This window comes from Streptomyces sp. enrichment culture, from assembly GCF_964272895.1.
Taxonomy (GTDB): Bacteria; Actinomycetota; Actinomycetes; order Streptomycetales; family Streptomycetaceae; genus Streptomyces.
Genome location: NZ_OZ186832.1, coordinates 4,322,443 through 4,346,305 on the forward strand (window position 1 = coordinate 4,322,443; position 23,863 = coordinate 4,346,305).

Genomic DNA, 23,863 nt, shown 5'->3' on the forward strand with positions numbered 1-23,863 from the left:
ATGAGCAAGACGACACCCGGCGCCCGTGCGGACACCCGACCCGGTGCCCATGAGGACACCCGGCAGTCCGCCGCCCCCGACACCTCCGGGGAGGCGCCGGCCGGCGTGCCCGCCCTCGGGGTGATCGGCTGGGCCCGCTGGTTCTGGCGGCAGCTCACCTCCATGCGGGTCGCGCTGCTGCTGCTCCTGCTGCTGTCGCTCGCCGCGATCCCCGGCTCGGTCATCCCGCAGACCGGCGTCGACGTCACCCAGGTCGAGGACTTCCGGCAGCGGCACACCACCCTCGCCCCGATCTACGACAAGCTCGGCCTGTTCCACGTCTACAGCTCGGTGTGGTTCTCCGCGATCTACATCCTGCTGTTCGTCTCCCTGATCGGCTGTATCGTCCCGCGCACCTGGCAGTTCGTCGGCCAGCTGCGCGGCCGCCCGCCGGCCGCCCCCCAGCGGCTGACCCGGCTGCCCGCGCACGCCACCTGGCGCACCACCGCCTCCCCCGAGGAGGCCCGCGAGGCCGCGCTCGCCCTGCTCAAGCGGCGCCGCTACCGCGCCCATCCGACCGCGGACGCCGTCGCCGCCGAGAAGGGCTATCTGCGCGAGGCCGGCAACCTCCTCTTCCACATCTCCCTGATCGTGATGCTGGTCGCCTTCGCCTGGGGCCAGCTGTTCAAGTCCGAGGGCAACAAGCTGATCGTCGAGGGCGACGGCTTCTCCAACACCCTCTCCCAGTACGACGACTTCAAGTCCGGCAGCCTCTTCACCAACGACGACCTGGAGCCCTTCAGCTTCCGGCTGGACCGCTTCACCGGCACCTACGAGCTGACCGGCCCCAACCGCGGCACCCCCCGCACCTACGAGGCCGACCTCACCTACAGCGAGGGCGCCGACGGCCCGGAGAAGAAGACCACCGTCGAGGTCAACGAGCCCCTCCAGATCGGCGACACCAAGGCATACCTGGTCAGCCACGGCTACGCCCCCGTCATCACCGTCCGCGACGGCAAGGGCGACATCGTCTTCCAGGACGCCGTGCCGCTGCTCCCGCAGGACGGCAACGTCACCTCCTCCGGTGTCGTACGCGTCATGGACGGCTACCGGAACGCCCAGGGCAAGAGCGAACAGCTCGGCTTCCAGATCTGGTTCCTGCCGACCTACAGCGAGGGGACGATGGTCTCCCAGTTCCCCGCGCTGATCAGCCCGATGATGGCCGTGAACGCCTACCACGGCGACCTCGGCGTCAACTCCGGCCTCCCGAAGAACGTGTACCAGCTGGACAAGACGCACATGAAGGAGTTCAAGGACGCCCAGGGCAAGCTGCTGAAGAAGCAGCTGCGCCCCGGCGACACCCTGACCCTCCCGAACGGCGCCGGCTCGATCACGTACGAGAAGGAGACCCGCGAGTGGGCCGGGTTCCAGATCGTGCAGGAGCCGGGCGGCGGCTGGGCGCTGGCCGGCGCCATCGCCGCGATCGCCGGCCTGGCGGCCTCCCTGTTCATCCCGCGCCGCCGCGTCTGGGTGCGGGCCACCGCCGGTGACGACGGTGTGACGGTCGTCGAGATGGCCGGACTCGGCCGCACCGAGTCCGCGAAGATGCCGGAGGAACTCGGCAGCCTCGCCGACGCCCTGTACCAGACGGCGCCCGGCGCGCCGGATGCCGACGCTGCTCCCGAGGGCGGCCCCGAGGCCGCCCGCTCCACCACCCCGCACCCCCAAGCCGCACCTGCCGAAGGGGCTGACAAGCCGTGACTTTCGCCGCCGCGGGCGACCTGGCCGCCGCGACCAACGAGAACCTCGCGAGTCTCAGCAACACGCTGATCTACTCCGCGATGGCCGTCTACACCCTGGCCTTCCTCGCCTACATCGCCGAATGGACCTTCGGCAGCCGCAGCAAGGTCGGCCGCACCGCCGCCGCGCTCACCGCCGAGCCGCAGCCGGCGCCCGCGGTCACCGTGCGCAACGCCGGGGGCACCGCGGTGCTGGAGCGCCCCAAGGTGACCGTGCGGGCCGCGGCGGGCAGCCGCGAGGTGCCCGACGGTCCGGGCGCGCACGGCGGTGACGAGAAGGGCGACCTCTACGGCCGTATCGCCGTGTCCCTCACGGTCCTCGCCTTCCTGCTCGAATTCGGCGGGGTGCTCAGCCGGGCCCTGTCGGTGCAGCGGGCGCCGTGGGGCAACATGTACGAGTTCAACATCACCTTCTCCACGGTGGCCGTCGGGGTGTACCTCGGACTGCTGGCGCTGAAGAAGAACGTGCGCTGGATCGGCCTGTTCCTCATCACGTCCGTCCTCCTCGACCTCGGTATCGCCGTCAAGGTCTTGTACACCGCCAGCGACCAGTTGGTTCCCGCCCTGGACTCGTACTGGCTGTACATCCACGTCTCCACGGCGATCTTCTGCGGCGCGGTGTTCTACCTGGGCGCGGTCTCCACGGTCGTGTACCTCTTCCGCGACTCCTACGAGAACAAGCTCGCCCACGGCGGCACGCCCGGCACCTTCGCCCGCTCGGTCATGGAGCGGCTGCCGTCGGCCGCCTCCCTGGACAAGTTCGCCTACCGCGTCAACGCGGCGGTCTTCCCCCTGTGGACCTTCACGATCATCGCGGGCGCCATCTGGGCCGGTGACGCCTGGGGCCGCTACTGGGGCTGGGACCCCAAGGAGACCTGGTCCTTCATCACCTGGGTCGCCTACGCCGGCTACCTGCACGCCCGCGCCACGGCCGGCTGGAAGGGCCGCAAGGCCGCCTGGCTCGCCCTGTTCGCCTTCGCCACCTGGCTGTTCAACTACTACGGCGTCAACATGCTCTTCTCCGGCAAGCACTCCTACGCCGACGTGGGCCTCGCCGCCCTGCAGACGGCCGGTTTCTGAACCCCGTACCGCCGAAGGCCGGTTGCCTGTGACCTGAGTCACGGGAACCGGCCTTCGCCGTACGGACAGGCACAAGGGCGTGGACACGAATCTGCGGAACCTGCGGCAACGCGTCCGAGCGGGGGACCACGACGCCTTCGGCGACCTCTTCGACGCCTACGCGCGTTCCGTCTACAACCACGCCTTCCGGCTGACGGGGGAGTGGGCGACGGCCGAGGACGTCGTCTCGCTGACCTTCCTCGACGCCTGGCGGCTGCGCGAACGCCTCGACGAGGAGGGCGGCTCGCTGCGTCCCTGGCTGCTGGGCATCGCCACCAACGTCACCCGCAACACCCGCCGGGCGGCGCGGAGGCACGCGGCCGCGATGGCCCGGCTGCCGCGCGAGGAGCCGGTACGGGACTTCGCCGACGAGATCGCCGGGCGGCTCGACGACGCCGCCCAACTGGACCTCGTACGCACCGCCCTGGCGAGGCTGCGACGCCCCGAGCGGGAGGTGCTGGCGCTGTGCGTGTGGTCGGGGCTGGACTACGCGGCCGCGGCGCAGGCGCTCGGCGTGCCCGTCGGCACGGTCCGCTCCCGGCTCTCCCGTGCCCGGACAAAACTCGCGAAACATATGGAACCGCCCGAGGGGCGCGGACAGATGAGAGGTGAAGGCCGCACTCCCGCGGCCGGGCCCATCAGGGAGGGGAACCGATGAACCAGCTTCCCGAGCACGACCTTCCGCCGGGCCGTCACCGACTCCTCAAGGAGCATCTGATGACCGAGATCCGGCAGGAACGCCCCGCCCGCAGGCCCTGGTTGCGCCCCGCGCTGGTGTCGGGCGCGGCGGCCGCCGCGCTGGCCGTGACCCTGACCCTCACCGCGCCCTTCGGCGACTCCGCGCCGCCGCCGCCCTCGAAGGAAGCCGTGGCGCTGCTGGAGGACATCGCGCTGGCGGCCGAGGGCCGGCCGTCGTACGGCGGCATCCGGGACGACCAGTTCGTGTACGTCGACAGCAAGGTGTCCTACGCGCGGCACGAGGAGGGCGAGGAGGCGAAGGTCCCACCGCTGCACCGGCTGGAGAAATGGCAGTCGGTGAACGGCACCCGTGAGGGCCTGATGCGCGAGACGGGCCGCGGCGACTGGCCGCTGGACCCCGAGCCCCAGCGCGGTGAGCCGGGCTACGAGGTCACCACCAACTACCGGCACCTCCAGACCCTGCCGACCGATCCCGACGCGATGTACGACTGGCTGCACGAGGTCGCCTCCGCGTACGACGGGGAGACCGAGCAAGCCATGTTCGTGCTGGTCGCCGATCTGATGCGGCAGTCGATCGTGCCCCCGGAGCAGGGCGCCGCCCTCTTCCGGGCGGTCGCCCGGATCCCCGGCGTGACGATGATCGAGGACGCCGTCGACGCCGCCGGGCGCCACGGGGTCGCCATCGCCCGCGAGGACCCGACCAACCCCACCCGCGACGAGTGGATCTTCGACCGGAAGACCCTGACGTTCCTGGGCGAGCGCAGCGTGGTCAGCGAGGAGGGCGGGGACGCGGAGGTCGGCACGGTCCTCAGCAACACCGCCGTGCTGCGCCGCGCGGTCGTCGACGAGCCGGGTCGGCGCCCCTGAGGGGTGCGCGACGCGGTCCGCGGGGTCACGCTGGTGTCATGACCGGAAAGACCGGAGCCATAGAGCAGGGCACCAGCCAGACCCACGGGAACACGCACATCCTGCACTTGCTGGTACGCCTGCCGAGGTCCATGGAGGCGGTCTGGCCCGCGTTCTCCACGGCGGACGGCCTGGCGGCCTGGTTCACCCCGGCCGAGGAACTGGAGCCCCGGCTGGGCGGCGCGGTCACCTTGCACGGCCTCGGGTCCGGCAGCGTGACCGCCTGGGACGTGGACCGGGTCGCCGAGTACACCTTCGGCGACGGCGGCCGCATCCGCTTCCACCTGGAACGCGACGGCGAGACCGGCAGCGCCCTGCGCTTCACCCATGAGTTCCAGCACGAGGGCGAGACGGAGCAGCGCTGGCGGAACAGGTTCGAACGCCTGCTCGAAACCTTGGGGTGAGGGGATCGGCCGGTGGCTCAGGGGTTGACCCTGAGGAGGAGTTTGCCGGTGGTGGTGCGGGTGGACATCAGGTGGTGGGCCTCGGGGGCGGCGGGCAGGGGGAACTCGGCGGTGATCGGGAGGGAGACCGTGCCGTCGGTGGCCTTGGCGAAGGCACGGGCGGCGAGTTCGCGCAGGCGGTGGGGGGCGGTGGCGGCGAGGGTGAGGATGGAGAAGCCGGCGACGGCCGCGCCGAGGGGGTTGAGGTCGGCTCGGTCCACCGACCAGGGCTCGGCCGAGGAGGCGTTGCCGAAGTTCACCAGGCGGCCGAAGGGGGCGAGGGAGGCGAGGGAGGCGCGGAAGGTCTCCCCGCCCACCGGGTCCAGCACCAGGTCGGCGCCCCGGCCGCCGGTCGCGGCGCGCACCGCCTGCTCCAGGCCGCCGTCGCGCCGCAAGTCGCCCACCAGGACGTCGTCGTAGCCGTGGGCGCGGGCGTGGCCGGCCTTGGCCTCGGAGGACACCGTGCCGAGGACGCGGGCGGCGCCGGCCGCCTTGGCCAGCTGCCCGGCCGCCGTGCCGACGCCGCCGGCCGCGCTGTGGACCAGGACCGTCTCGCCGGGCTGGAGGCGACCCACGGCGTGGACGAGGCCGTACGCGGTCGGCAGTACGGTCGTCAGCGCGACGGCCGTGCGCAGGTCGAGGCCCTCGGGCAGCGGGAAGACGGTCGGTGCCTGGACGACGGCCACCTCGGCGTACGCCCCGCCCTCCGTCAGCGCGGTCACCTCCTGGCCGACGGTCAGCCCGGTGACGCCCGCGCCGAGGGCCCGCACCCGGCCGGAGACCTCGAGGCCGGGCACGTAGGGGAAGCTCTCCACGCGGTAGCCCTCGCCGCGGGCCAGCAGGTCGGCGAAGTTCACGCCCGCGTACGCCACGTCGATCGCGACCTGGCCGGGTCCCGGCTCGGGGATGTCCCGTTCGGTCGTGACCAGGACCTCGGGACCGCCCACCTCGTGGAACTCCACCGCGCGCATGGTGCGCATGACAGACCACACCCCTCTCCGGGATACTGTTCAATGAAAAGCGAACACTCGGCACTGTATGGTTTTCATCGAACACTCCGCAAGGGCGGGACCTCCGCGAGGACGAGACAGGGGGAAGCACATGGCACCGGGCACCACCGGCCACCGAGCCGCACCCGAGCACACCCACCCCGACGACGTGCCGGTCCTCACCGCGCTCGCGGCCCTCGCCGACCCCGTACGCCTCACCCTCGTCCGCGAGCTGGCCGCCTCCCCCGACTGGACCCGCGCCTGCGGCAGCTTCGACGTCCCCGTCGGCAAAGCCGCCCTCAGCCACCACTTCTCCGTGCTGCGCGGCGCCGGTCTCGTCGAGCAGCGCGACGAGGGGCCCCGCCGGGTCAACCGGCTGCGCCGCGCCGAGTTCGACACCCGCTTCCCCGGCCTGCTGGACCTGGTGCTGCGCGAGGATTAGCCCGGTCGCACAACGTTTCGGCCCCGTTCCGCGTCACAGTCCCGAGGACTATGGAGTGGAGGCGCTCATGAAGTACGGACGCTGGGTGGCGGGGACCGCTTCGGCCGCGGCGGTGGTGGGGCTCGCGCTCTACGTGGACGGGATGCGGACCGGGCACACCGACGGCGGGCTCCTCGCCACCACGCCCGAGGTGTGTGTGGGCCGGCAGGCCGGCTCGGGCGTGGACGAGCGGGGCACCGACGACACCCCGCTCTACCGGACCCTCGCCCGCATCGACGAGCTGGCCGCCGGGCGCCACGCCGAGGTGTACACCGGGCTCGTCGTCGACGAGGACGCCAACGCCGCCGACGTGTGGCGCATCCCCTCCGACGCGTTCGACACCGCCGTGTGCGCCGCGGCCGAGAAGGGCGTCGAGGTCCGGCTCCACGACGCCGACGCCAGCCGTCGCGACCTGGACGCCCTCGCCGAGCGCATCGGCGAGGACATGAACCGCTGGGACGGCACCTTCCAGCTGCGCGAGGTCGGCGTCGACGAGCACGGCTGGGTCGAGGTCGGCGTCGACGACCCCGACGTCGCCGCACCGCTGATCGCCGACGCGTTCGGCTCCGACCACATCGAGGTCGTCCACGCGGACCAGGCCATGCTCAACTGACCACCCACCCGGCACCTTGCAGCCCACCCGCCTGACCGGCCCGCCTGACCCGGCCGCCCGCCTGGCCGACCGCCACACCGCCCGCCCCGCCTGATCGCCCGCCCCGCCTGACCGGCCGCCCGGCCGCCCGGCGCCCGACCACCCCCAGCCGCCCGCCTGACCGGCCCGCCCGCCTGACCGGCCGCTCGCCTGATCGGCCGCCACACCGCCCGCCCCGCCTGACCGGCCGCCCGGCGCCCGACCACCCCCCAGCCCCCCGCCTGACCGGCCCGCCGGCTGACCGGCCGCTCGACCGACTGGCCGCTCGACTCACCGTCCGCTCGCCTGACCGGCCGTCCGCCTGACCGGCCGTCCGCCTGACCGGCCGTCCGCCTGACCGGCCGTCCGCCTGACCGGCCGTCCGCCTAACCGGCCGCCCTGCCGCCGGCCCGCCCGACCACCCCCTAGCCGCCGCCCGCCCGGCCACCCCCCAGCCGCCGCCCGCCCGGCCGCCCTCCAGTCGCCGCCCGCTCGCCTGGCCAGCGGTTATCGGGTGGGCCGATGGGGTCATCGGTACAACGCCCCGGCAGCGCGTGGACCAGCGGCTTCGCTCGCTCGTAGCGTCCTTGGCATGACCTCACAGAACAAGGGAACGGCTCAGCTCACGGCCGCCATGGTGCTCTCCGGCACCCTCGGCGTGTTCGTCGTGGAGTCGGGCGCCTCGCCCTTCAACGTCGTGTTCTTCCGTGTCCTGTTCGGCGCCCTCGCCCTCGGCGGCTACATCGCCGCCCGAGGCTGGCTGCGCGACCACGGCTTCACCCCGCGCAGCCTGGCCCTGGCCGTCCTCGGCGGGGTGTTCATCGTCTTCAACTGGGTGTTCCTCTTCCAGTCGTACGAGAACACCTCCATCTCCGTGGCCACGGTCGTCTACCACACCCAGCCGTTCTACGTGGTCCTGCTGGGCGCGCTGCTGTTCCGCGAGCGCCTGACCGCCGCCAAGGTCGGCTGGATCGCCCTCGCCTTCGCCGGACTGGTCCTCGTCTCGGGCGTCACGCCGGGGGACTTCACCAGCGGCGGCGGCTATCTGCTCGGCGTCGGGCAGGCGTTGCTGGCGGCCCTGCTCTACGGCCTGTCCACGCTGGTCACCAAGAGGATCAGCGGAGTACGCCCGCACCTGATCGCCCTCGTCCAGGTCCTCGTCGGCATCCCCCTCCTCCTCCCCTTCGCCGACTTCGGCGCGATGAGCGGCACCGGCACCGACTGGGGCTGGCTGGTGGGGCTCGGCGTCATCCACACCGGCGTGATGTATGTGCTCATGTACGCCGCCTACGCCGAACTGCCGACCTCGAAGATCGCCGTGCTGGCCTTCGTCTACCCGGCCGTCGCGCTGTTCGCCGACTGGGCGGTGTACGGCCACCACATCGGCCTCGTCCAGGCGCTCGGCGTCCCGCTGATCGTGACCGCGAGCCTCAAGGTCACGCTTGCTCGGCCACGAGCCGCCGCGCCTGCTCCACGAACAGCCGCGCATGCGCCGCAAGCCGCTTCCCGGACCGCCACGCCAGTTGCGTCCGAAGCGTGAACGGCGGCTGCCAGTCCAGCCGTACCAGATTCTTCTCAGCGAGTTCGGCGGCGACCGTGATCCCGGGGAGCAGGGCGATCCCGAGACCGGCCGCCGCCGCGCGTTTGGTCGCCTCGATGGTGCCGAACTCCATGAAGTCGACCGGGTCGGCGGGGGAGTGAGAGGTCAGCTCCCGCTCGAACAGGTCGCGGTAGGCGCAGCCGGGCTCGGTGGCCAGCAGGGGCTGGGCGAGGAGGTCGGCGGTGGTCAGCGGGCGTCCGGCGAGCGGGTGGCCGGGCGCCCCGACCAGCACCAGCGGCTCGGTCGCCAGCACCACCGTCTCCAGGCCCGGATGCTCGGTCTCCTCCTCCATCAGGAAGCCGACGTCGTACGTGCCCTGCCGCAGGGCCTGCCGGGTCTCGTCGCCGATCGTCGTCCGCAGCGACAGCCGCACCTTCGGATAGCGGTGGTGGAAGTACTCCAGCAGCGGCGGCAGCCGGTGGTTGGTCAGCGACTCCATCGTGCCGACCGCCAGCGTGCCCGACGGCTCCTCGACGCCCGCGACGGCCGCGCGCGCCTCCTCGGTCAGCTCGATGATCTGCCGGGCGTACGGCAGCAGCCGCTCACCGGCCTCGGTCAGCCGGATGTGCCCGCCGAGCCGGTCGAACAGCTCGGTGCCCAGGGAGGATTCCAGGGACCGGATCTGGGCCGTCACGCTGGACTGGGCGTACTTCAGCTCGGCGGCCGCCCGGGTGAAGCTCAGCACGGTGGCGACCTTCTCGAAGGTCACCAGAAGCCGCAGCTCCATCACTCGCCCTTGGGGTCGTCGTCCTTCTTGGGCCCGTGGTCCTCGTCGAGGGACTTCAGGAAGTCGGGGTTGTCGTCGGGCGCCACCCACTGCGTCCGCCGGCTGCCGCGCACCCCGGACCAGCCGTCGGCGGCCGGGCTGCGGCGCTTGCCCGCGATGATCCACGACAGCGAGCCGACGAGCGGGAACAGCAGTACGAGGATCGCCCACAGCGGCTTGGGCATGTGCCGGACGTCGTTCTCGTCCGTGCTGATGCAGTCGATGAACGCGTAGATGCTCAGTGCCAGCGGCACGAGGAACATCAGCACCCTGAGCATGTCGTCGGTCCCCTTGCGAGTCATGGGCCGGGGCGCGGCACCCCGGTGACGCTCCCAGCGTAGTGCGTGCCGGATACTTGACCCCATGGCTTACGACGATCTTCGCTCCTTGCTCAGGGCACTGGAGCGCGAGGGAGACCTGAAGCGCATCAAGGTGGAGGTCGATCCGTACCTGGAGGTCGGGGAGATCGTCGACCGGGTCAACAAGGCGGGCGGACCGGCGCTGCTCTTCGAGAACGTCAAGGGCTCCTCGATGCCCCTGGCGATGAACGTCTTCGGCACCGACCGCCGCCTGCTGAAGGCGCTGGGCCTGAAGTCGTACGACGAGATCAGCGAGAAGGTCGCCGGGCTGCTCAAGCCCGAGCTGCCCAGGGGTTTCGTCGGGATGCGGGAGGCGTTCGGCAAGCTCGGCGCGATGGCGCACGTGCCGCCGAAGCTGGTCAAGGACGCCCCGGTGCAGGAGGTCGTCCTGCGCGGCGACGAGGTGGACCTGGACCGGCTGCCGGCCCTGTTCACCTGGCCCAAGGACGGCGGCTCGTTCTTCAACCTGGGCCTGACCCACACCAAGCACCCCGAGAACGGCATCCGCAACCTCGGGCTGTACCGGCTCCAGCGCCACGACAAGCGCACGATCGGCATGCACTGGCAGATCCACAAGGACAGCCGCAACCACTACCAGGTCGCCGCCCGGCGCGGCGAGAAGCTGCCGGTCGCCATCGCCTTCGGCGCGCCGCCGGCCGTCACCTACGCCTCCACCGCGCCGCTGCCCGAGGACATCGACGAATACCTGTTCGCGGGCTTCCTCCAGGGCAAGCGCGTCGAGATGGTCGACTGCAAGACGGTGCCGCTCCAGGTCCCGGCCGACGCGGAGGTCGTGCTGGAGGGCTGGCTGGAGCCCGGCGAGATGCTGCCGGAGGGGCCGTTCGGCGACCACACGGGTTTCTACACCCCGCAGGAGCCCTTCCCGGCCCTGAAGATCGACTGCGTCACCATGCGCAAGCGCCCGCTGCTCCAGTCGATCGTGGTCGGCCGCCCCCCGACGGAGGACGGCCCGCTGGGCCGGGCCACGGAACGCTTCTTCCTGCCGCTGCTGAAGATCATCGTCCCGGACATCGTGGACTACCACCTGCCCGAGTCGGGCGGCTTCCACAACTGCATCATCGTCTCGATCGACAAGAAGTACCCCAAGCACGCCCAGAAGGTGATGAACGCCATCTGGGGCGCCCACATGCTCTCCCTGGAGAAGCTGATCGTGGTCGTCGACGCGGACTGCGATGTGCACGACTACCACGAGGTGTCCTGGCGGGCCCTCGGAAACGTGGACTACTCCCGTGACGTCCTGATCACGGAAGGCCCCGTCGATCACCTCGACCACGCCTCCTACCAGCAGTTCTGGGGCGGCAAGATGGGCATCGACGCCACGCGCAAGCTCCCCGAGGAGGGCTACACCCGCGACGGCGGCTGGCCGGACATGGTGGAGTCGGACCCGGCGACGGCGGCGAAGGTGGACCGCCGCTGGAAGGAGTACGGCCTGTGAGCTCAGCGTCAGCGGCCGCCCTGCCCCAGCCGGGCCGCACCAAGGCGTTCCTGCGCCTGGTGATGATCGAGCACTCGGTCTTCGCGCTGCCCTTCGCGTACATCGCCTCGCTGACCGCGATGTTCCAGCTGGACCGGAACATCCACTGGGGGCGGCTGCTGCTGGTCACGATCTGCATGGTCGGCCTGCGCACCTTCGCCATGGCGGTGAACCGGATCATCGACCGCGAGATCGACGCGCGGAACCCGCGCACCGCGCACCGGGAACTGGTGACCGGCGCGATGAGCGTCCGGCACGCCTGGACCGGCGCGATCGTCGCGGTCGTGATCTTCCTGGGCTCGGCGGCCCTGCTGAACCCCCTGTGCCTCGCGCTGGCGCCGGTGGCGGTGATCCCGATGGTGGTCTACCCCTACGGCAAGCGCTTCACCAACTTCCCCCAGGCCATCCTGGGCCTCGCCCAGGCGATGGGCCCGGTCGGCGGCTGGCTGGCGATCACGGGCGAGTGGTCCTGGGACGCGGTGATCCTCGGCCTGGCGGTCGGCATCTGGATCGGCGGCTTCGACCTCATCTACGCCTGCCAGGACGTCGACTCCGACCGCGAGACCGGCGTCGGCTCCGTCCCGGCCCGCTTCGGCGTCCCGGCGGCGATCTGGGGCGCGCGCGGCTGCCACGTCGTCACGACGGCCCTGTTCGCCTGGTACGCCGTCGCCACCGACGCCGGCCCCTTCCTGTGGCTGGGCCTGCTGATCGTCGCGGGCGCGTTCGTCTACGAGCACACCATCGTCCGCCCACACGACCTGTCCCGCCTGAACAGGGCGTTCTTCTCGGTCAACGGCTTCATCGGGATCGCCCTGTTCGGGTGTGCGCTGCTGGATCTCCTGGTCCGGGGTCTGACCGTCTGAGTAGCGTGCGGCCTACCATCGAGGGCAGGACCCCAGGGAGGCCGCCATGACCGTCTCGGGCATCGACCGCCTGCACTCGCAGCTCAGCAAGCTGGAGGACATGTTCCCCGGCTACCTGACAGAGATTGTCGAGGGCAGCATCGTGATGAACCCGGTCAGGCCGTTCCATGGGAAGACCATCCAGCGCCTGTGGGCCATCGTCGAGAAGCAGCTGTCGTCGGAATGGGCCTTGGTGAGCGACGTGGCCTTCCCCTTCGACGACGCCAACGAATTCTGTCCCGACCTGGCGGTCGTCCCGGCCGAGGCCGAAGCCGAGAACCGCAGTGCCTACCCGGCCGACCTGATCGAACTCGTCGCCGAGGTGGTGTCCCCGGAGAGCGTCCGCCGGGACTACGAGCTGAAGCCCCGCCGGTATGCCTCGCGGGGCATCGCCAACTACCTGATCCTCGATCCGCTGAAGGGCCACCTGGTCACCATGTGGAACCCCGGGCCGGACGGCTACCGGGGCCGCGACCTCATCGCGTACGGCCCCGAGGTCGCCGTCGACTCCCCGCTCGGCCGCCTCACGATCCCCACCGCACAGCTTCCCGTCGACCCCAAGGCCCCCGACCCGTCCTGAACCCCGCTCCTCCCCCCGGTACGCTCAAGATGTGAACGCAGGAGAAACGCAGCGCGAGCCTTGGATCGTGGGGGTGTCCGGAGCATCCGGGACGCCGTACGCGGCCGCTGTGCTGCGGGCGTTGCTCGATGCCGGGGAGAGCGTGGATCTGGTCGTCAGCAGGGCCTCGCGGCTGACGCTGCTGGACGAGACGGGGATCTCCTTCCGGGACGGGCACTGGCGGGACGACCTGCGGGAATGGCTGGGACGGGGGGCCGACGGGAAGCCGGACAGCTTCGACGTCGACCTGTCCGGGGTGCGGTACTGGAACGCGGGTGACCTCGCCGCCGGGCCGTCCTCGGGTTCGTATCCCGCCAAGGGCATGCTGATCGTCCCCGCCTCCACGGCCTGCGTCGCCGGAGTCGCGCTCGGCCTGTCGAAGGACCTGCTCCAGCGCGCGGCGAGCGTCACCCTGAAGGAACGCCGCACCCTGGTCGTGGCCGTGCGCGAGACCCCGCTGAACGGCCAGACCCTGCGCCACCTCGTCGCGCTCGACGACGCGGGCGCCAGTGTCGTACCGGCCTCACCCGCCTTCTACGCCGGCGCCACCCACATCCAGGACCTGGTGGACTTCGTGGCCGGACGCGTCCTGGACGCGGCGGGCGTCCCGCACGGCCTCTACCGCCGGTGGAAGGGCGAGATCGGCGAGGCCCGCCTCTCCTGACCGGCACCCAGCACTCTCTGACCAACCCCTTTATCTCGGAAGGCTTCGATCGCATGGACGCGGTGGACAGGCAGCTCATCCAGGCCCTGAGGGAGAACGGCCGGGCCTCCTACGCGGAGCTGGGGCGCCTCGTCGGCCTGTCGGGCCCCAGCGTGACGGACCGCATCAACCGCCTGGAGGCGGCCGGTGTGATCACCGGCTACCGGGCGACGGTGGACTCCGCCTCCCTCGGCCTCGGTGTCACCGCCCTCATCGGCATCTCCCTCTCCGACGCCGCCGACCACGAGGACGTGGCCCGCCGGCTGAAGGACTTCGCCGAGATCGAGGACTGCTGGTTCATCGCCGGTGACGACTCCTTCATGCTCAAGGTGCGGGCGACCGACGTCGACGGCCTGGAGAAGATCATCCGCCGGCTCAGCGGCACCCGCGGCGTCTCCCGGACCCGTACCACCATCGTGCTGTCCACCAAGTGGGAGAACCGGGTGGGTGAGCTGCCCGAAGAGGTGTGATCGCGGGGGAGTAACGTGGGCCGAGCTGTCGCAGAGAAGGGCAAACGCATGGACGTCGGGCTCAAGCGCGAGCTGGAGGAGAAGGTCCGCTCCGGTGAGCGGCTGACTCGCGAGGACGGCATCGCGCTGTACGAGTCGGACGACCTGGCCTGGCTCGGCGGGCTCGCCCACGAGGTGCGCACCCGCAAGAACGGTGACGTGGTCCACTTCAACGTCAACCGGCACCTCAACATGACCAACGTGTGCACGGCCTCCTGCGCGTACTGCTCCTTCCAGCGCAAGCCGGGGGAGAAGGACGCGTACACGATGCGCATCGAGGAGGCCGTGAAGCTGGCCAAGGCGATGGAGTCGGAGAACCTCACCGAGCTGCACATCGTCAACGGCCTGCACCCCAACCTGCCGTGGCGCTACTACCCCCGTTCGCTGCGCGAGCTGAAGGCGGCCCTGCCGAACGTCTCGCTCAAGGCGTTCACCGCCACCGAGATCCACCACTTCGAGACCATCTCCGGGCTGACCGCCTCCGAGATCCTCGACGAGCTGATCGACGCGGGCCTTGAGTCCCTCACCGGCGGCGGCGCCGAGATCTTCGACTGGGAGGTCCGGCAGCACATCGTGGACCACAAGACCCACTGGGAGGACTGGTCCCGTATCCACCGCCTCGCGCACGAGAAGGGTCTGAAGACCCCGTGCACGATGCTGTACGGCCACATCGAGGAGCCCCGCCACCGCGTCGACCACGTGCTGCGGCTGCGCGAGCTCCAGGACGAGACCGGCGGTTTCCAGGTCTTCATCCCCCTGCGCTACCAACACGACTTCGTCGACATGCAGGACGGCAAGATCCGCAACCGCCTCCAGGCGCGCACCACCATGGCGACGCCGGCCGAGGCCCTGAAGACCTTCGCCGTCTCCCGGCTGCTCTTCGACAACGTCCGGCACGTCAAGGTCTTCTGGGTCATGCACGGCGTCCAGACGGCCCAGCTGGCGCTCCAGCACGGGGCGGACGACATGGACGGCTCGGTCGTCGAGTACAAGATCACCCACGACGCGGACAACTACGGCACGCCGAACAAGCTGACCCGTGACGATCTGCTGGACCTGATCCGTGACGCGGGCTTCCGGCCGGTGGAGCGCAACACGCGGTACGAGATCATCAGGGAGTTCGAGGGCCCCGACGCGGGACGCAGGGAGTCCCCGCAGCCGATGCGGATCTGATCCGTTCGAGGGTGCGGGTACGTCCCCAGGGGCGCGGGGAACTGCGCGACCCGCCACAGACCACCCGCACCCGGGGTACTCGGCGGTCATGACCACCACGGAAGACCGCTACACCGCGGAGCCCTTCGTTCCGGAGGGCGCCTCCCTCACCGCCCTCCGCGAGGCCGCCGCCGGCTGCCGCGGCTGCCCCCTCCACCGCGACGCCACGCAGACCGTCTTCGGCGCCGGAGACGCCCACGCCCGCGTGATGCTCGTCGGCGAACAACCCGGCGACCAGGAGGACAGACAGGGCAGGCCCTTCGTGGGCCCCGCGGGGAAGCTGCTGGACCGCGCCCTCGCGGACGCCGGTATCGACCCGGAGGACTCCTACGTCACCAACGCGGTGAAGCACTTCAAGTTCACCCGTGCCGAGCCGAAGAAGCGCCGCATCCACAAGGCGCCGACCCTGCGCGAGATGACGGCGTGCGGCCCGTGGCTGGCCGCCGAGCTCGCCCTGGTGGAGCCGGAGCTGATCGTCGTCCTCGGGGCGACGGCCGGCAAGGCCCTGCTCGGCTCCTCCTTCCGCGTCACCGAGGTGCGCGGCACCCTGCTGGAGCGGGAGATCCACGGCCGGCCGGAACGGCTGGTGCCGACCGTTCACCCCTCGTCCGTGCTGAGGGCGGACGACCGGAAGACGGCGTACGAGGGCCTGGTCCACGATCTGGAAACAGCGGCACACGTCCTGAAGTAATGGCTACGATGCCCGCGTGGCCCTTACTTTCACTCTCGATCCCGCCGTCACCCCCGCCCTGCGCGACGGCATACTCGACCTGTGGACGGACGTCTCCAACGCGGGCGGAGCCGTCGGCTTCGTGCCGCCGGTGACCCGCGAGACGATCCGCCCGGAGCTGGTGAAGCACTTCGCCGCCATGGCGGAGGGGCGGATCCGGCTGGTCGTCGGGCACGACGAGGACGGCCGCGTCGCCGCCACCGCGTTCCTCGCCTTCAACACGCACCGGCTGATGACCCACTGGGTGTGGCTGTACACGGTGATGGTCCACCCCCGCCACCAGGGCAAGGGCTACGGCCGTGATCTGCTGGCCGCCGTCGAGGAGTCGGCCCGCGGCATCGACGGCGTCGAGGCGATCCGCCTCGGCTGCCGCGGCGGCCTCGGCCTGGAGCGGTTCTACGGTTCCTGCGGCTACAAGGAGGTCGGCCGCATCCCCGGCGCGATCCGGGTGGCGCCCGGCGACGACCGGGACGACGTGATCATGCTGCTGTCCCTGGCCTGACCCCGCTGCAAGATCGGTGCCGCAGCGTGGTTCACTGGATAGTCGTCGTCCTGTTTGGAATCGGAAGAGTGGAATTGCGATGCTCCGCTACACGCTGATGCGCCTCGGGATCTTCGCGGGCTGCCTCGTGGTCGTCTGGGGCCTCGTCTACTCCGGTGTCGCCCCGCGCGGCCTCGGTGACTCCAACGGCATGTGGATCATCCTGCTCGCCCTGGTGCTGTCGGCGCCGATCAGCTTCGTGGCGCTGCGCAAGGAGCGGGACCGGGCGTCGGAGCAGATCGTGCCCAAGGTGGAGCGCCTGAAGGCCCGCATCGAGGCCGACCGCAGCCAGGAGGACGAGGCGGTCGACGAGGCAGCGCGTGCTCAGGGAGCTTCTTCCTAACTACCCTTGCGCTCATGGGAGTTGTGAAGACCAAGCGGATGCCCCGGGCCGTCCGTGAGCAGCAGATGCTGGACGCCGCCGTACGGATCTTCGGTCAGCGCGGGTACATGGCCGCCTCGATGGACGACATCGCGGAGCTGGCGGGCGTGTCCAAGCCCCTGGTGTACCTGTACCTGAACTCCAAGGACGACCTCTTCTCCGCCGTCATCCGCCGCGAGGCGGCCGCCCTCACCGAGGCCGTCCGCGAGGCCGTCCGCCTCGACCAGCCCGCCGACCGCCGCCTCTGGGACGGCCTGCTGGCCTTCTTCACCCACACCGCCCAGCACCCCGACGCCTGGTCCGTCCTCCACCTCCACGCCCGCACCCACGGCGAACGCTTCGCCGCCGAGGTCACGGAGATGCGCCGGGACATCGTCACCTTCGTGACCCGGCTCGTCGCGGTCGCCGCGCGAGAGGCCCACGGCAACCCGGCCCTGGCCGACGAGGAGGTGGCCGGCCTGGCCGAGGCCCTGGTGGGCGCCGCGGAGTCCCTGGCGACCTGGGCCAACGCGACGGAGGGCGTCACGGCCAGACAGACGGCGGCGACACTGATGAACTTCGCCTGGTCGGGTCTGGGGAACCTGATGTCCGGCAACCGCTGGACACCCTCAACGGCACGCCCCTGAAGGGGCGCGGGGAACTGCGCGAGCGACCCGAGACGATCCGCAGCCCGGAGCGCACAGGTCACCACCCCCGAACAAACCCGGAAAGGTGCACCCGCTCCCCACTCCGCAACTCGAACCCCGATTCCCCCGCCCCGTACCGCACCACCCCCGGCAGAAGCACCGGCGCCCGGAACTCCACGCGCACCCGCGACACCTCCCCGAACGCGGCCAGACACCGCGCCGCCGTCCACATCCCGTGCGCCACGGCCCGCCGGAACCCGAACAACCGGGCCGTCAGCGGATGCAGATGGATGGGATTGCGGTCCCCGGAGACCGCCGCATACCGCCGCCCCACATCACCCCCGAGCCGCCACTCGGCCCGCACGGGCAGCGGCGGCTCCACGGCCGAGGACGCCCCCGGCGAGTCGTGATCCACCGCATGCCGCGCCAGATACGTGCTCGCCGACTCCCACACCACCGCCCCCGACAGCCGCGCCTCCGTCACCACCGTCGCCTCCGTCCCCCGCCGGTGCGGCGCCAACCCGGCGACATGGACGGCGAGTTCGTAGTCCTCGCTGAGCGGCAGCGGCCGGTGCCGCGTAAGAGAGACCGACGTGTGCACCAGCCCCAGCAGCGGCAGCGGAAACGCGCGGTCGCTCATCAGCCGCATGACCAGCGGAAAGGCCAGGACATGGGGATATGTGACCGGCAGCCCGCCCCCGCCCGAGGGGAACCCGCACACCCGCTCGTAACGCGCCAGCCGCGCCGGATCCACCCGCACCCCGCCGAGCACCAGCCGCTCGCGGGGGTACGCGGCGTCGGGTGCCGGCCGTTTGAAGGGCGACCGGAGCGCGCCGCGGGCCAGGAGCGGGGCGAGGGCGGGCGGGCCGGTGAGGGTGACCTCGGACATGGGCGGCTCCGGAGTGTCGGCGCACGGCACTATCTTCTTACTCACAAGTAAGGTTACCGTAGGTAAGCCCATGGGCCGCAAGGGACAAGGCTGCACAGCCCCGGCCCATGACGCCCTCCGAACCCGCACGAACCCCCCACGAGGACGCCGTACGATTCCCCGCACCTGACCGCCGGAGGCACTGCCGACATGCCGATCTCGTACTCGTCCCCGTCCGTGCCCGAGCCGGGCGCCGAGTCCCCCCTGGAGTACGACCCGGACCGCGGCCCCGTGCTCGTGGAGCCCGAGATACGCCGGCTGGACGGCGAGGTGCGCGAGGTCGCCGTACCGCCGCTGGTGCCGCCGGTGTCGCACGGCTCGCTGGCCGACCTGCCGTACGAGAACGCCGGGGCCGACCCCGGCCACCGCGTCCTCAGCCGCCGTACGCCCGAAGGGAGTTGGCGGGACGTCACCGCGGCCGAGTTCGCCGCGCAGGTGACCGCCGTCGCCAAGGGGATGATCGCGGAGGGGCTGGCGCCCGGCGACCGGGTCGCCCTCATGGCGCGCACCTGCTACGAGTGGACCCTGCTGGACTTCGCCGCCTGGGCCGCGGGACTGGTCACCGTCCCCGTCTACCCCACCTCCTCCGTCTACCAGACCCGCTGGATCCTCCAGGACTCCGGCGCGGTCGCGCTGATCACCGAGACGTCCGAGCAGGCCGCCGCGCTGGGACCGGAGCTGGCCCAGCTGCCGGACCTGCGTCACCTCTGGACCATCGACAAGGGGCATGTCGAGGGGCTGATGCAGGCGGGCGCGTCCGTGCCGGACCAGGAGGTGGCCGTACGGCGCGGGGTGCTGGGCCCCGACACGCTCGCCACGCTCGTCTACACCTCCGGCACCACCGGCCGCCCCAAGGGCTGCGCGCTCACCCACGGCAACTTCCTGGCGGAGGTCGACAACGCCGTCGAACTGCTCTACCCCGTCTTCAAGGAGAAGATCGGCGGCGAACCGGCCACCCTTCTCTTCCTGCCGCTGTCGCACGTCTTCGGCCGGATGGTCGCCGTCGCCTGCGTCCGCGCCCGCGTCCGCCTCGGCCACGCCCCGAGCCTGAAGTCCGAGGACCTGCTGGCCGACCTCGCCGCCTTCAGACCGACCTTCCTCCTCGCCATCCCGTACATGCTGGAGAAGATCTTCGACAACGCCCGCACCACCGCCGAACGCAGCGGCAGGAGCGGCGCGTTCGAGCGCGCCGCGTCCACCGCCCGCCGCTACGGCGAGGCCCTGGAGGCCACCCGCCACGGCACCGGATCCGGGCCCGGCGCGGGACTGAAGGCGACCCGCGTGCTCTACGACACCCTGGTCTACCGGCGCATCCGCAACACCCTCGGCGGCAGGGTCCGGCACGTCATCTGCGGCGGCTCACCGCTCGGCCGCGACCTCGCCGCGTTCTTCGCGGGCGCGGGCATCACCGTGTACGAGGGGTACGGCCTGACCGAGACGACCGGCGCGGCCACGGTGACGCCTCCGCTCAAGCCCCGCCTCGGCACCGTCGGCTGGCCCCTGCCCGGCACACGCGTCCGCATCGCCGCCGACGGCGAGATCCTGCTGGCCGGCGGGCAGGTGCTGCGCGGCTACTGGGACCCGGCCGCCGGGGGAGTGGTCCCCGCGGCCCCCGACGGCTGGCTGGCCACGGGCGACCTCGGCCGCCTCGACGACGACGGCTACCTCGTCATCACCGGCCGCAAGAAGGACATCCTGATCACCTCCGGCGGCAAGAACGTGGCCCCGGCCCCCATGGAGCACTGGCTGCGCTCGCACCCCCTGATCTCCCACGCCGTCCTCGTCGGCGACCGCCGCCCCTACGTCACCGCGCTCCTCACCCTCGACATGGAGGGCGTCACCCACTGGCGCCAGATGAACGGCAAGCATCCCGTCCCGGCGGAACTCCTCGTGAACGACGACGAGTTGAGGGCGGTCCTGCAACGCGCCGTCGACGACGCCAACCGACTGGTCTCCCGACCGGAGTCCATCCGCCGCTTCGCCGTCCTGCCGGTGGACTTCACGGAGTTCTCCGGTCACCTGACGCCGTCGATGAAGCTGCGGCGTCAGGCGATCCTGCGGGACTTCTCAGATGTGGTGGAGGGGCTGTACGGCGGGTAGGGCGAGGAAGTCGGCCCAGGCGGCGGGGGAGAGGGTGAGCGTCGGGCCGGTGGGGTTCTTGGAGTCGCGGATGTGGATGGTGTGGGGGCAGGTGGCCACCTCCACACAATCGCCGCCTTCGCCGTCGCTGTAGCTGGACTTGCGCCAGTCGTAGGCGACTTCGAGGCATTCGCCGCCTTCACCGCTGCTGTAGCTGGACTTGAACCAGTCGAGCTGTCCGGTGTTCATAGCTCCCCCAGCATCTTCTCGATCAGGGCCTGGGTTTCCATCGGGTTGAGGGCCATCGCGCGCATGATCCCATAGCGGTCGGCGATCTGACGCACCTCTTCCGGCTCAGTGATCAGTCGCGGATAGCCCTGCCCCTCCGTGTACGCCACCTGGGAGTGCCCCTTGGGCGTCAGCAAGTTGAACGCACTGTCCAGGTTGGGGTGCACTTCTCGATGAAGCGGCATCACCTGGATTTCGACGTTCCGCATGCTGCCGACGCGCAAGAGATGCTGCAACTGCGCGATGTGGACGTCCCGCCCGCCAATGGGTCGTTGCAGGATGGGCTCTTCCAGCACGTAACTGACGGCCGGGGGAGGCCAACGCTCGAAGACCTGTTGCCGGGAGAGCCTGTCCGACACCCGCTGTTCGATGGTCTCCTCGCTGAGGAACGGCCGCCGCTGACTGAACACCGCCCGCGCGTAGTCCTCGGTCTGCAAGAGTCCCGGCACACCCTGGATGGCGTAGAAGTGCAGCTCAGTCGCCTCCGCCTCCATCCCGGCGTAGCTCCGATACCACTCCGGATGCCGAGTCCTAGCCTTCTTCATCGCCCGCTTGACGTTAGGAATCGCTGCCCGTAGCAACCCACCCGCATCCAGCAGCTCGTCCGCCTTCTCAAGGAACTCGGGCCGAGTGACCCGCACCCCCCGCTCCATCGCCCCGATCTGATCAGGCCCGTACCCGACCAACTGCCCCAGCTCCTTCTGCGTGAGCCCCTTCCGCTCCCGCAGCAGCTTCAGCTGCTTGCCCAGCGCGCTGAACAGTTCCGTCGTGGCCTCGGCCTCCGCCGGCGTCTCGGGACGCCTCTCCCGCTCATCCGTCACGTACGCCACCGCCCTCACCTCGTCGTGGTCACGGCCGACGACCCGACTCCTCCACCCCACGCACCCGTACTGCTACTCAGAGTCGCCGAGTCGCCCCTGGTCAGCGTAGAGGCAACCGACCACGCTGAGTGACGTGAACTCTCAAATCGCCACTCAACGTCTCAGCTCCACGCCCCGAGGGGCGCGGCTGGCGAGACGGCTGACCGCGCGGCAGCTCGACGTATGGGGATACCCGTACGACAGCGCGGCCAATGCCACCGCACAGCAGCTCGTCGCGGAACTGGCCGCGAACGCGGTGACGCACGGGCGGGTCCCCGGACGGGACTTCGAGCTGCGGCTGACCCTGGACGACGGCACGCTCCGGATCGAGGTGACCGACGCCCGCGGGGACCGGCCGCTGCGGTTCGTCAGGGAGGGGGAGGACGCCGAGCGCGGGCGGGGGCTGATCATCGTCACGCTGCTCGCGGGGACGTGGGGCGTCGCGGAGCGGGACGTGGGCAAGACGGTGTGGGCGGAGCTGCCGCTGGGCGCCCCGTGCCGTCCCGCGGAACGGACTCCCGCACGTCTCGCTGCGCGGGGAGAGCTGACGGCGGGGTGAGGGCGGCCGGGGCGAGACACCCCGCTAGGGGTCCCGGCGCTCGAAGCTCGACGCCACCGTGTCGGCGAACGCCCGCGCCGCGGGCGGCAGGGCGTCCCAGCGCCGTACCGCCCAGCCGACGCGCAGCGGGCGCAGCTCCGGCAGGGGCAGCAGGCGCAGACGCCCGCCCCCGGTCTCGCCCCCGGCCGGCAGTCCGGGGCGGGCGGGGACGACGGCCCGGCCCAGGCCCAGCTCGGCCAGCAGCAACGCGGTGTCCCAGTCGGCCACGCCCGTGTCGAAGGCGAACCGCACGCCCAACTCCGCGCAGGCCGCGTCCAGATGGGCGGCCGACGTGGAGTTGGGCGGCAGCCGGATCAGCCGCAGGTCGGTCAGCGCGGCCAGCTGCCGCACCCCGACCTCGGGGCGGTCGGCCAGCGGGTCGTCCGGCCGTATCGCCAGCACCCACGGCAGGGAGGCGACCGGCCGCTGCTCGATCCCCCGCACCGGCGCGCCCAGGGTGATCCAGGCGAGGTCCAGCTCGCTGTCGGCCAGCGCCCCGAAGCAGGCGCGGCTCGAACTCTCCGTGCGGAACTCCAGGTTGACCTTGGGATGCGACCGCCGGAACGCGACGATCGCGTCGGCCATGAAGTGCCGTACCGTGGTCGCGCCCGTCGCCACCCGCACCGATCCGCTCTCGCCGTCGGCGAGGTCCCGCAGCCGCCGCAGCGCCACATCCAGCCCGGCGATGCCCTCCGCCGCGGCCGCCTCCAGCACCCGGCCCGCCGCGGTCGGCGCCACCCCGCGCGGCAGCCGCTCCAGCAGGCTCACGCCGGTCTCCCGCTCCAGCCGCTTCACATGCTGGCTCACCGCCGACTGCGTACAGCCGAGATCCCGCGCCACCGCGCTGAGATTCCCCGCCCGGCACACGGCCACGAACACCCGGAGGTCGTCGAGAGTCATGGACGGACAATACCCAAGCGACGTCTTGGGGTTGGCGAGGAATCCTTAGGATTGACTGGACTGTGCCCGCGTACGAGGATCTTCGGCAGGGCCCAGGGCGGCAACCCGCTCCTCACCCCGCCGAGGTCCGGACCGGTGCGGGGGCGGGAGCGGGTGCCGACCCAGCGGGGGCCCGGTCGTGAAGGGACGCCGCTCGTGTCCAGTGAAGTCCACGTGTTCCTCCGCCGGTTGGGCGCCGCGTCGCTGGCCCACCCCGGCGGCACCCTCCTCGCCCACCTCGACCGCGTGCAGCGGCGCCTCGCCGGCTGGGGAGCCCGCCCGGCGCTCCAGGCCGCCGGGCTCTGCCACGCCTGCTACGGCACCGACGGGTTTCCCGCGACGCTGCTGCCGCCCGACCGGCGCGGGGAGCTCGCGGCGCTGATCGGGGAGGAGGCGGAGGCGATCGTCTACACCTACGGCAGCTGTGACCGCGGGGCTTCCTATCCCTCGCTCGCCGAGCCCGCGTCGCCGCTCCGGGATCGGTTCACCGGGCGTGTGGTGATTCCCGGGCCGCGGATGCGGCGGGACTTCGCCGAGCTGACCGCGGCGAACGAGCTGGATCTCGCCTGCCACGACGCGGAGTTCCGGGAGCGGTGGGGGCCGCAGCTGTTGCAGTTGTTCACTCGGCTGCGGCCGTTGCTGAGTCCGGCCGCGTGGGATGACGTCGTGCGGGGGTTGTGA

The 23,863-nt window shown here is 71.3% G+C and carries 28 protein-coding genes; 21 read left to right on the forward strand and 7 right to left on the reverse strand.

All coding sequences use genetic code 11. The features are described from left to right. From resB to ACSU6M_RS19560, 5 genes are all read left to right on the forward strand, one after another. Nucleotides 1-1,740, forward strand: coding sequence for a cytochrome c biogenesis protein ResB (gene resB / locus ACSU6M_RS19540; RefSeq protein ID WP_437071033.1), 1,740 nt, complete (start codon nucleotides 1-3; stop codon nucleotides 1,738-1,740). Nucleotides 1,741-1,820: 80 nt separating this feature from the next. Further along, on the forward strand, nucleotides 1,821-2,858 hold the full coding sequence (gene ccsB / locus ACSU6M_RS19545) for a c-type cytochrome biogenesis protein CcsB (RefSeq protein ID WP_437075234.1): 1,038 nt from the start codon (nucleotides 1,821-1,823) through the stop codon (nucleotides 2,856-2,858). Between the two features lie 79 nt (nucleotides 2,859-2,937). Next, a complete protein-coding gene (locus ACSU6M_RS19550) occupies nucleotides 2,938-3,555 on the forward strand; it encodes an RNA polymerase sigma factor (RefSeq protein WP_437071034.1) in 618 nt (205 codons plus the stop codon). Continuing rightward, the gene (locus ACSU6M_RS19555; RefSeq protein WP_437071035.1) at nucleotides 3,552-4,463 is read left to right on the forward strand and encodes a CU044_5270 family protein; all 912 of its coding nucleotides are present in this window, start codon (nucleotides 3,552-3,554) and stop codon (nucleotides 4,461-4,463) included. The genes ACSU6M_RS19550 and ACSU6M_RS19555 overlap by 4 nt, the downstream gene beginning before the upstream one ends. Nucleotides 4,464-4,501: 38 nt before the next feature. Continuing rightward, on the forward strand, nucleotides 4,502-4,906 hold the full coding sequence (locus ACSU6M_RS19560) for an SRPBCC domain-containing protein (protein WP_437071036.1): 405 nt from the start codon (nucleotides 4,502-4,504) through the stop codon (nucleotides 4,904-4,906). Nucleotides 4,907-4,923: 17 nt separating this feature from the next. Here ACSU6M_RS19560 and ACSU6M_RS19565 read toward each other — a convergent pair whose 3' ends face one another. Then, the gene (locus ACSU6M_RS19565) at nucleotides 4,924-5,916 is read right to left on the reverse strand and encodes a quinone oxidoreductase family protein (RefSeq protein ID WP_437075236.1); all 993 of its coding nucleotides are present in this window, start codon (nucleotides 5,914-5,916) and stop codon (nucleotides 4,924-4,926) included. Between the two features lie 130 nt (nucleotides 5,917-6,046). On the opposite strand from ACSU6M_RS19565, the gene ACSU6M_RS19570 reads away from it, so the two are divergent. The 3 genes from ACSU6M_RS19570 to ACSU6M_RS19580 all read left to right on the forward strand — a co-directional run bounded on the left by ACSU6M_RS19570 (nucleotide 6,047) and on the right by ACSU6M_RS19580 (nucleotide 8,586). Beyond that, on the forward strand, nucleotides 6,047-6,376 hold the full coding sequence (locus ACSU6M_RS19570; protein ID WP_437071037.1) for an ArsR/SmtB family transcription factor: 330 nt from the start codon (nucleotides 6,047-6,049) through the stop codon (nucleotides 6,374-6,376). A gap of 67 nt (nucleotides 6,377-6,443) precedes the next feature. After that, the gene (locus ACSU6M_RS19575) at nucleotides 6,444-7,028 is read left to right on the forward strand and encodes a hypothetical protein (RefSeq protein ID WP_437071038.1); all 585 of its coding nucleotides are present in this window, start codon (nucleotides 6,444-6,446) and stop codon (nucleotides 7,026-7,028) included. Between the two features lie 610 nt (nucleotides 7,029-7,638). Then, nucleotides 7,639-8,586, forward strand: coding sequence for a DMT family transporter (locus ACSU6M_RS19580; protein WP_437071039.1), 948 nt, complete (start codon nucleotides 7,639-7,641; stop codon nucleotides 8,584-8,586). Here ACSU6M_RS19580 and ACSU6M_RS19585 read toward each other — a convergent pair. Both ACSU6M_RS19585 and ACSU6M_RS19590 read right to left on the reverse strand, forming a co-directional pair. After that, nucleotides 8,483-9,373, reverse strand: coding sequence for a LysR family transcriptional regulator (locus ACSU6M_RS19585; RefSeq protein ID WP_437071040.1), 891 nt, complete (start codon nucleotides 9,371-9,373; stop codon nucleotides 8,483-8,485). The genes ACSU6M_RS19580 and ACSU6M_RS19585 overlap by 104 nt on opposite strands. After that, nucleotides 9,373-9,690, reverse strand: coding sequence for a PLD nuclease N-terminal domain-containing protein (locus ACSU6M_RS19590; RefSeq protein ID WP_437075238.1), 318 nt, complete (start codon nucleotides 9,688-9,690; stop codon nucleotides 9,373-9,375). Before ACSU6M_RS19590 ends, ACSU6M_RS19585 begins: the two co-directional genes overlap by 1 nt. Nucleotides 9,691-9,775: 85 nt before the next feature. On the opposite strand from ACSU6M_RS19590, the gene ACSU6M_RS19595 reads away from it, so the two are divergent. From ACSU6M_RS19595 to ACSU6M_RS19640, 10 genes are all read left to right on the forward strand, one after another. Further along, entirely contained in the window at nucleotides 9,776-11,227 is a 1,452-nt protein-coding gene (locus ACSU6M_RS19595) for a menaquinone biosynthesis decarboxylase (RefSeq protein ID WP_437071041.1), read from the forward strand. Beyond that, nucleotides 11,224-12,129 (forward strand): menaquinone biosynthesis prenyltransferase MqnP, encoded by a 906-nt coding sequence (mqnP, locus tag ACSU6M_RS19600; protein WP_437071042.1) that lies wholly within the window; start codon nucleotides 11,224-11,226, stop codon nucleotides 12,127-12,129. Before ACSU6M_RS19595 ends, mqnP begins: the two co-directional genes overlap by 4 nt. Before the next feature lie 46 nt (nucleotides 12,130-12,175). Continuing rightward, nucleotides 12,176-12,748, forward strand: coding sequence for a Uma2 family endonuclease (locus tag ACSU6M_RS19605; RefSeq protein WP_437071043.1), 573 nt, complete (start codon nucleotides 12,176-12,178; stop codon nucleotides 12,746-12,748). A gap of 31 nt (nucleotides 12,749-12,779) precedes the next feature. Next, entirely contained in the window at nucleotides 12,780-13,451 is a 672-nt protein-coding gene (locus ACSU6M_RS19610) for a UbiX family flavin prenyltransferase (protein WP_437071044.1), read from the forward strand. A 53-nt stretch (nucleotides 13,452-13,504) separates the two neighbouring features. Continuing rightward, the gene (locus ACSU6M_RS19615; RefSeq protein ID WP_437071045.1) at nucleotides 13,505-13,960 is read left to right on the forward strand and encodes an Lrp/AsnC family transcriptional regulator; all 456 of its coding nucleotides are present in this window, start codon (nucleotides 13,505-13,507) and stop codon (nucleotides 13,958-13,960) included. A gap of 48 nt (nucleotides 13,961-14,008) precedes the next feature. Then, nucleotides 14,009-15,172 carry an aminofutalosine synthase MqnE gene (mqnE, locus tag ACSU6M_RS19620; RefSeq protein ID WP_437071046.1) on the forward strand — a complete coding sequence of 388 codons (1,164 nt, stop codon included), beginning with the start codon at nucleotides 14,009-14,011 and terminating at the stop codon, nucleotides 15,170-15,172. An 88-nt stretch (nucleotides 15,173-15,260) separates the two neighbouring features. Then, on the forward strand, nucleotides 15,261-15,902 hold the full coding sequence (locus ACSU6M_RS19625; RefSeq protein ID WP_437071047.1) for a UdgX family uracil-DNA binding protein: 642 nt from the start codon (nucleotides 15,261-15,263) through the stop codon (nucleotides 15,900-15,902). Between the two features lie 16 nt (nucleotides 15,903-15,918). Then, nucleotides 15,919-16,443, forward strand: coding sequence for an N-acetyltransferase family protein (locus ACSU6M_RS19630; protein ID WP_437071048.1), 525 nt, complete (start codon nucleotides 15,919-15,921; stop codon nucleotides 16,441-16,443). A gap of 79 nt (nucleotides 16,444-16,522) precedes the next feature. Next, nucleotides 16,523-16,825 (forward strand): DUF4229 domain-containing protein, encoded by a 303-nt coding sequence (locus tag ACSU6M_RS19635; protein WP_437071049.1) that lies wholly within the window; start codon nucleotides 16,523-16,525, stop codon nucleotides 16,823-16,825. A gap of 14 nt (nucleotides 16,826-16,839) precedes the next feature. Further along, nucleotides 16,840-17,490 carry a TetR/AcrR family transcriptional regulator gene (locus ACSU6M_RS19640; RefSeq protein ID WP_437071050.1) on the forward strand — a complete coding sequence of 217 codons (651 nt, stop codon included), beginning with the start codon at nucleotides 16,840-16,842 and terminating at the stop codon, nucleotides 17,488-17,490. 58 nt (nucleotides 17,491-17,548) lie between these two features. Here the strand turns inward: ACSU6M_RS19640 and ACSU6M_RS19645 are convergent, their stop codons facing one another. Next, nucleotides 17,549-18,379: a MaoC family dehydratase gene (locus tag ACSU6M_RS19645; RefSeq protein ID WP_437071051.1), complete on the reverse strand. Its 831-nt coding sequence runs from the start codon at nucleotides 18,377-18,379 to the stop codon at nucleotides 17,549-17,551. A gap of 189 nt (nucleotides 18,380-18,568) precedes the next feature. Between ACSU6M_RS19645 and ACSU6M_RS19650 the strand changes: the two genes are divergently transcribed. Beyond that, entirely contained in the window at nucleotides 18,569-20,518 is a 1,950-nt protein-coding gene (locus tag ACSU6M_RS19650) for an AMP-dependent synthetase/ligase (RefSeq protein WP_437071052.1), read from the forward strand. On the opposite strand, the gene ACSU6M_RS19655 is transcribed toward ACSU6M_RS19650, so the two are convergent. Continuing rightward, nucleotides 20,486-20,746: a DUF397 domain-containing protein gene (locus ACSU6M_RS19655; RefSeq protein ID WP_437071053.1), complete on the reverse strand. Its 261-nt coding sequence runs from the start codon at nucleotides 20,744-20,746 to the stop codon at nucleotides 20,486-20,488. The two genes, ACSU6M_RS19650 and ACSU6M_RS19655, sit on opposite strands and share 33 nt — an antisense overlap. Beyond that, nucleotides 20,743-21,615 (reverse strand): helix-turn-helix domain-containing protein, encoded by an 873-nt coding sequence (locus tag ACSU6M_RS19660; protein ID WP_437071054.1) that lies wholly within the window; start codon nucleotides 21,613-21,615, stop codon nucleotides 20,743-20,745. Before ACSU6M_RS19660 ends, ACSU6M_RS19655 begins: the two co-directional genes overlap by 4 nt. A 124-nt stretch (nucleotides 21,616-21,739) precedes the next feature. On the opposite strand from ACSU6M_RS19660, the gene ACSU6M_RS19665 reads away from it, so the two are divergent. Beyond that, the gene (locus ACSU6M_RS19665) at nucleotides 21,740-22,204 is read left to right on the forward strand and encodes an ATP-binding protein (protein WP_437071055.1); all 465 of its coding nucleotides are present in this window, start codon (nucleotides 21,740-21,742) and stop codon (nucleotides 22,202-22,204) included. A 24-nt stretch (nucleotides 22,205-22,228) separates the two neighbouring features. On the opposite strand, the gene ACSU6M_RS19670 is transcribed toward ACSU6M_RS19665, so the two are convergent. Next, on the reverse strand, nucleotides 22,229-23,143 hold the full coding sequence (locus ACSU6M_RS19670) for a LysR family transcriptional regulator (RefSeq protein ID WP_437071056.1): 915 nt from the start codon (nucleotides 23,141-23,143) through the stop codon (nucleotides 22,229-22,231). 195 nt (nucleotides 23,144-23,338) lie between these two features. Here ACSU6M_RS19670 and ACSU6M_RS19675 point away from each other — a divergent pair, with 195 nt between their 5' ends. Beyond that, entirely contained in the window at nucleotides 23,339-23,863 is a 525-nt protein-coding gene (locus tag ACSU6M_RS19675; protein WP_437071057.1) for a DUF6817 domain-containing protein, read from the forward strand.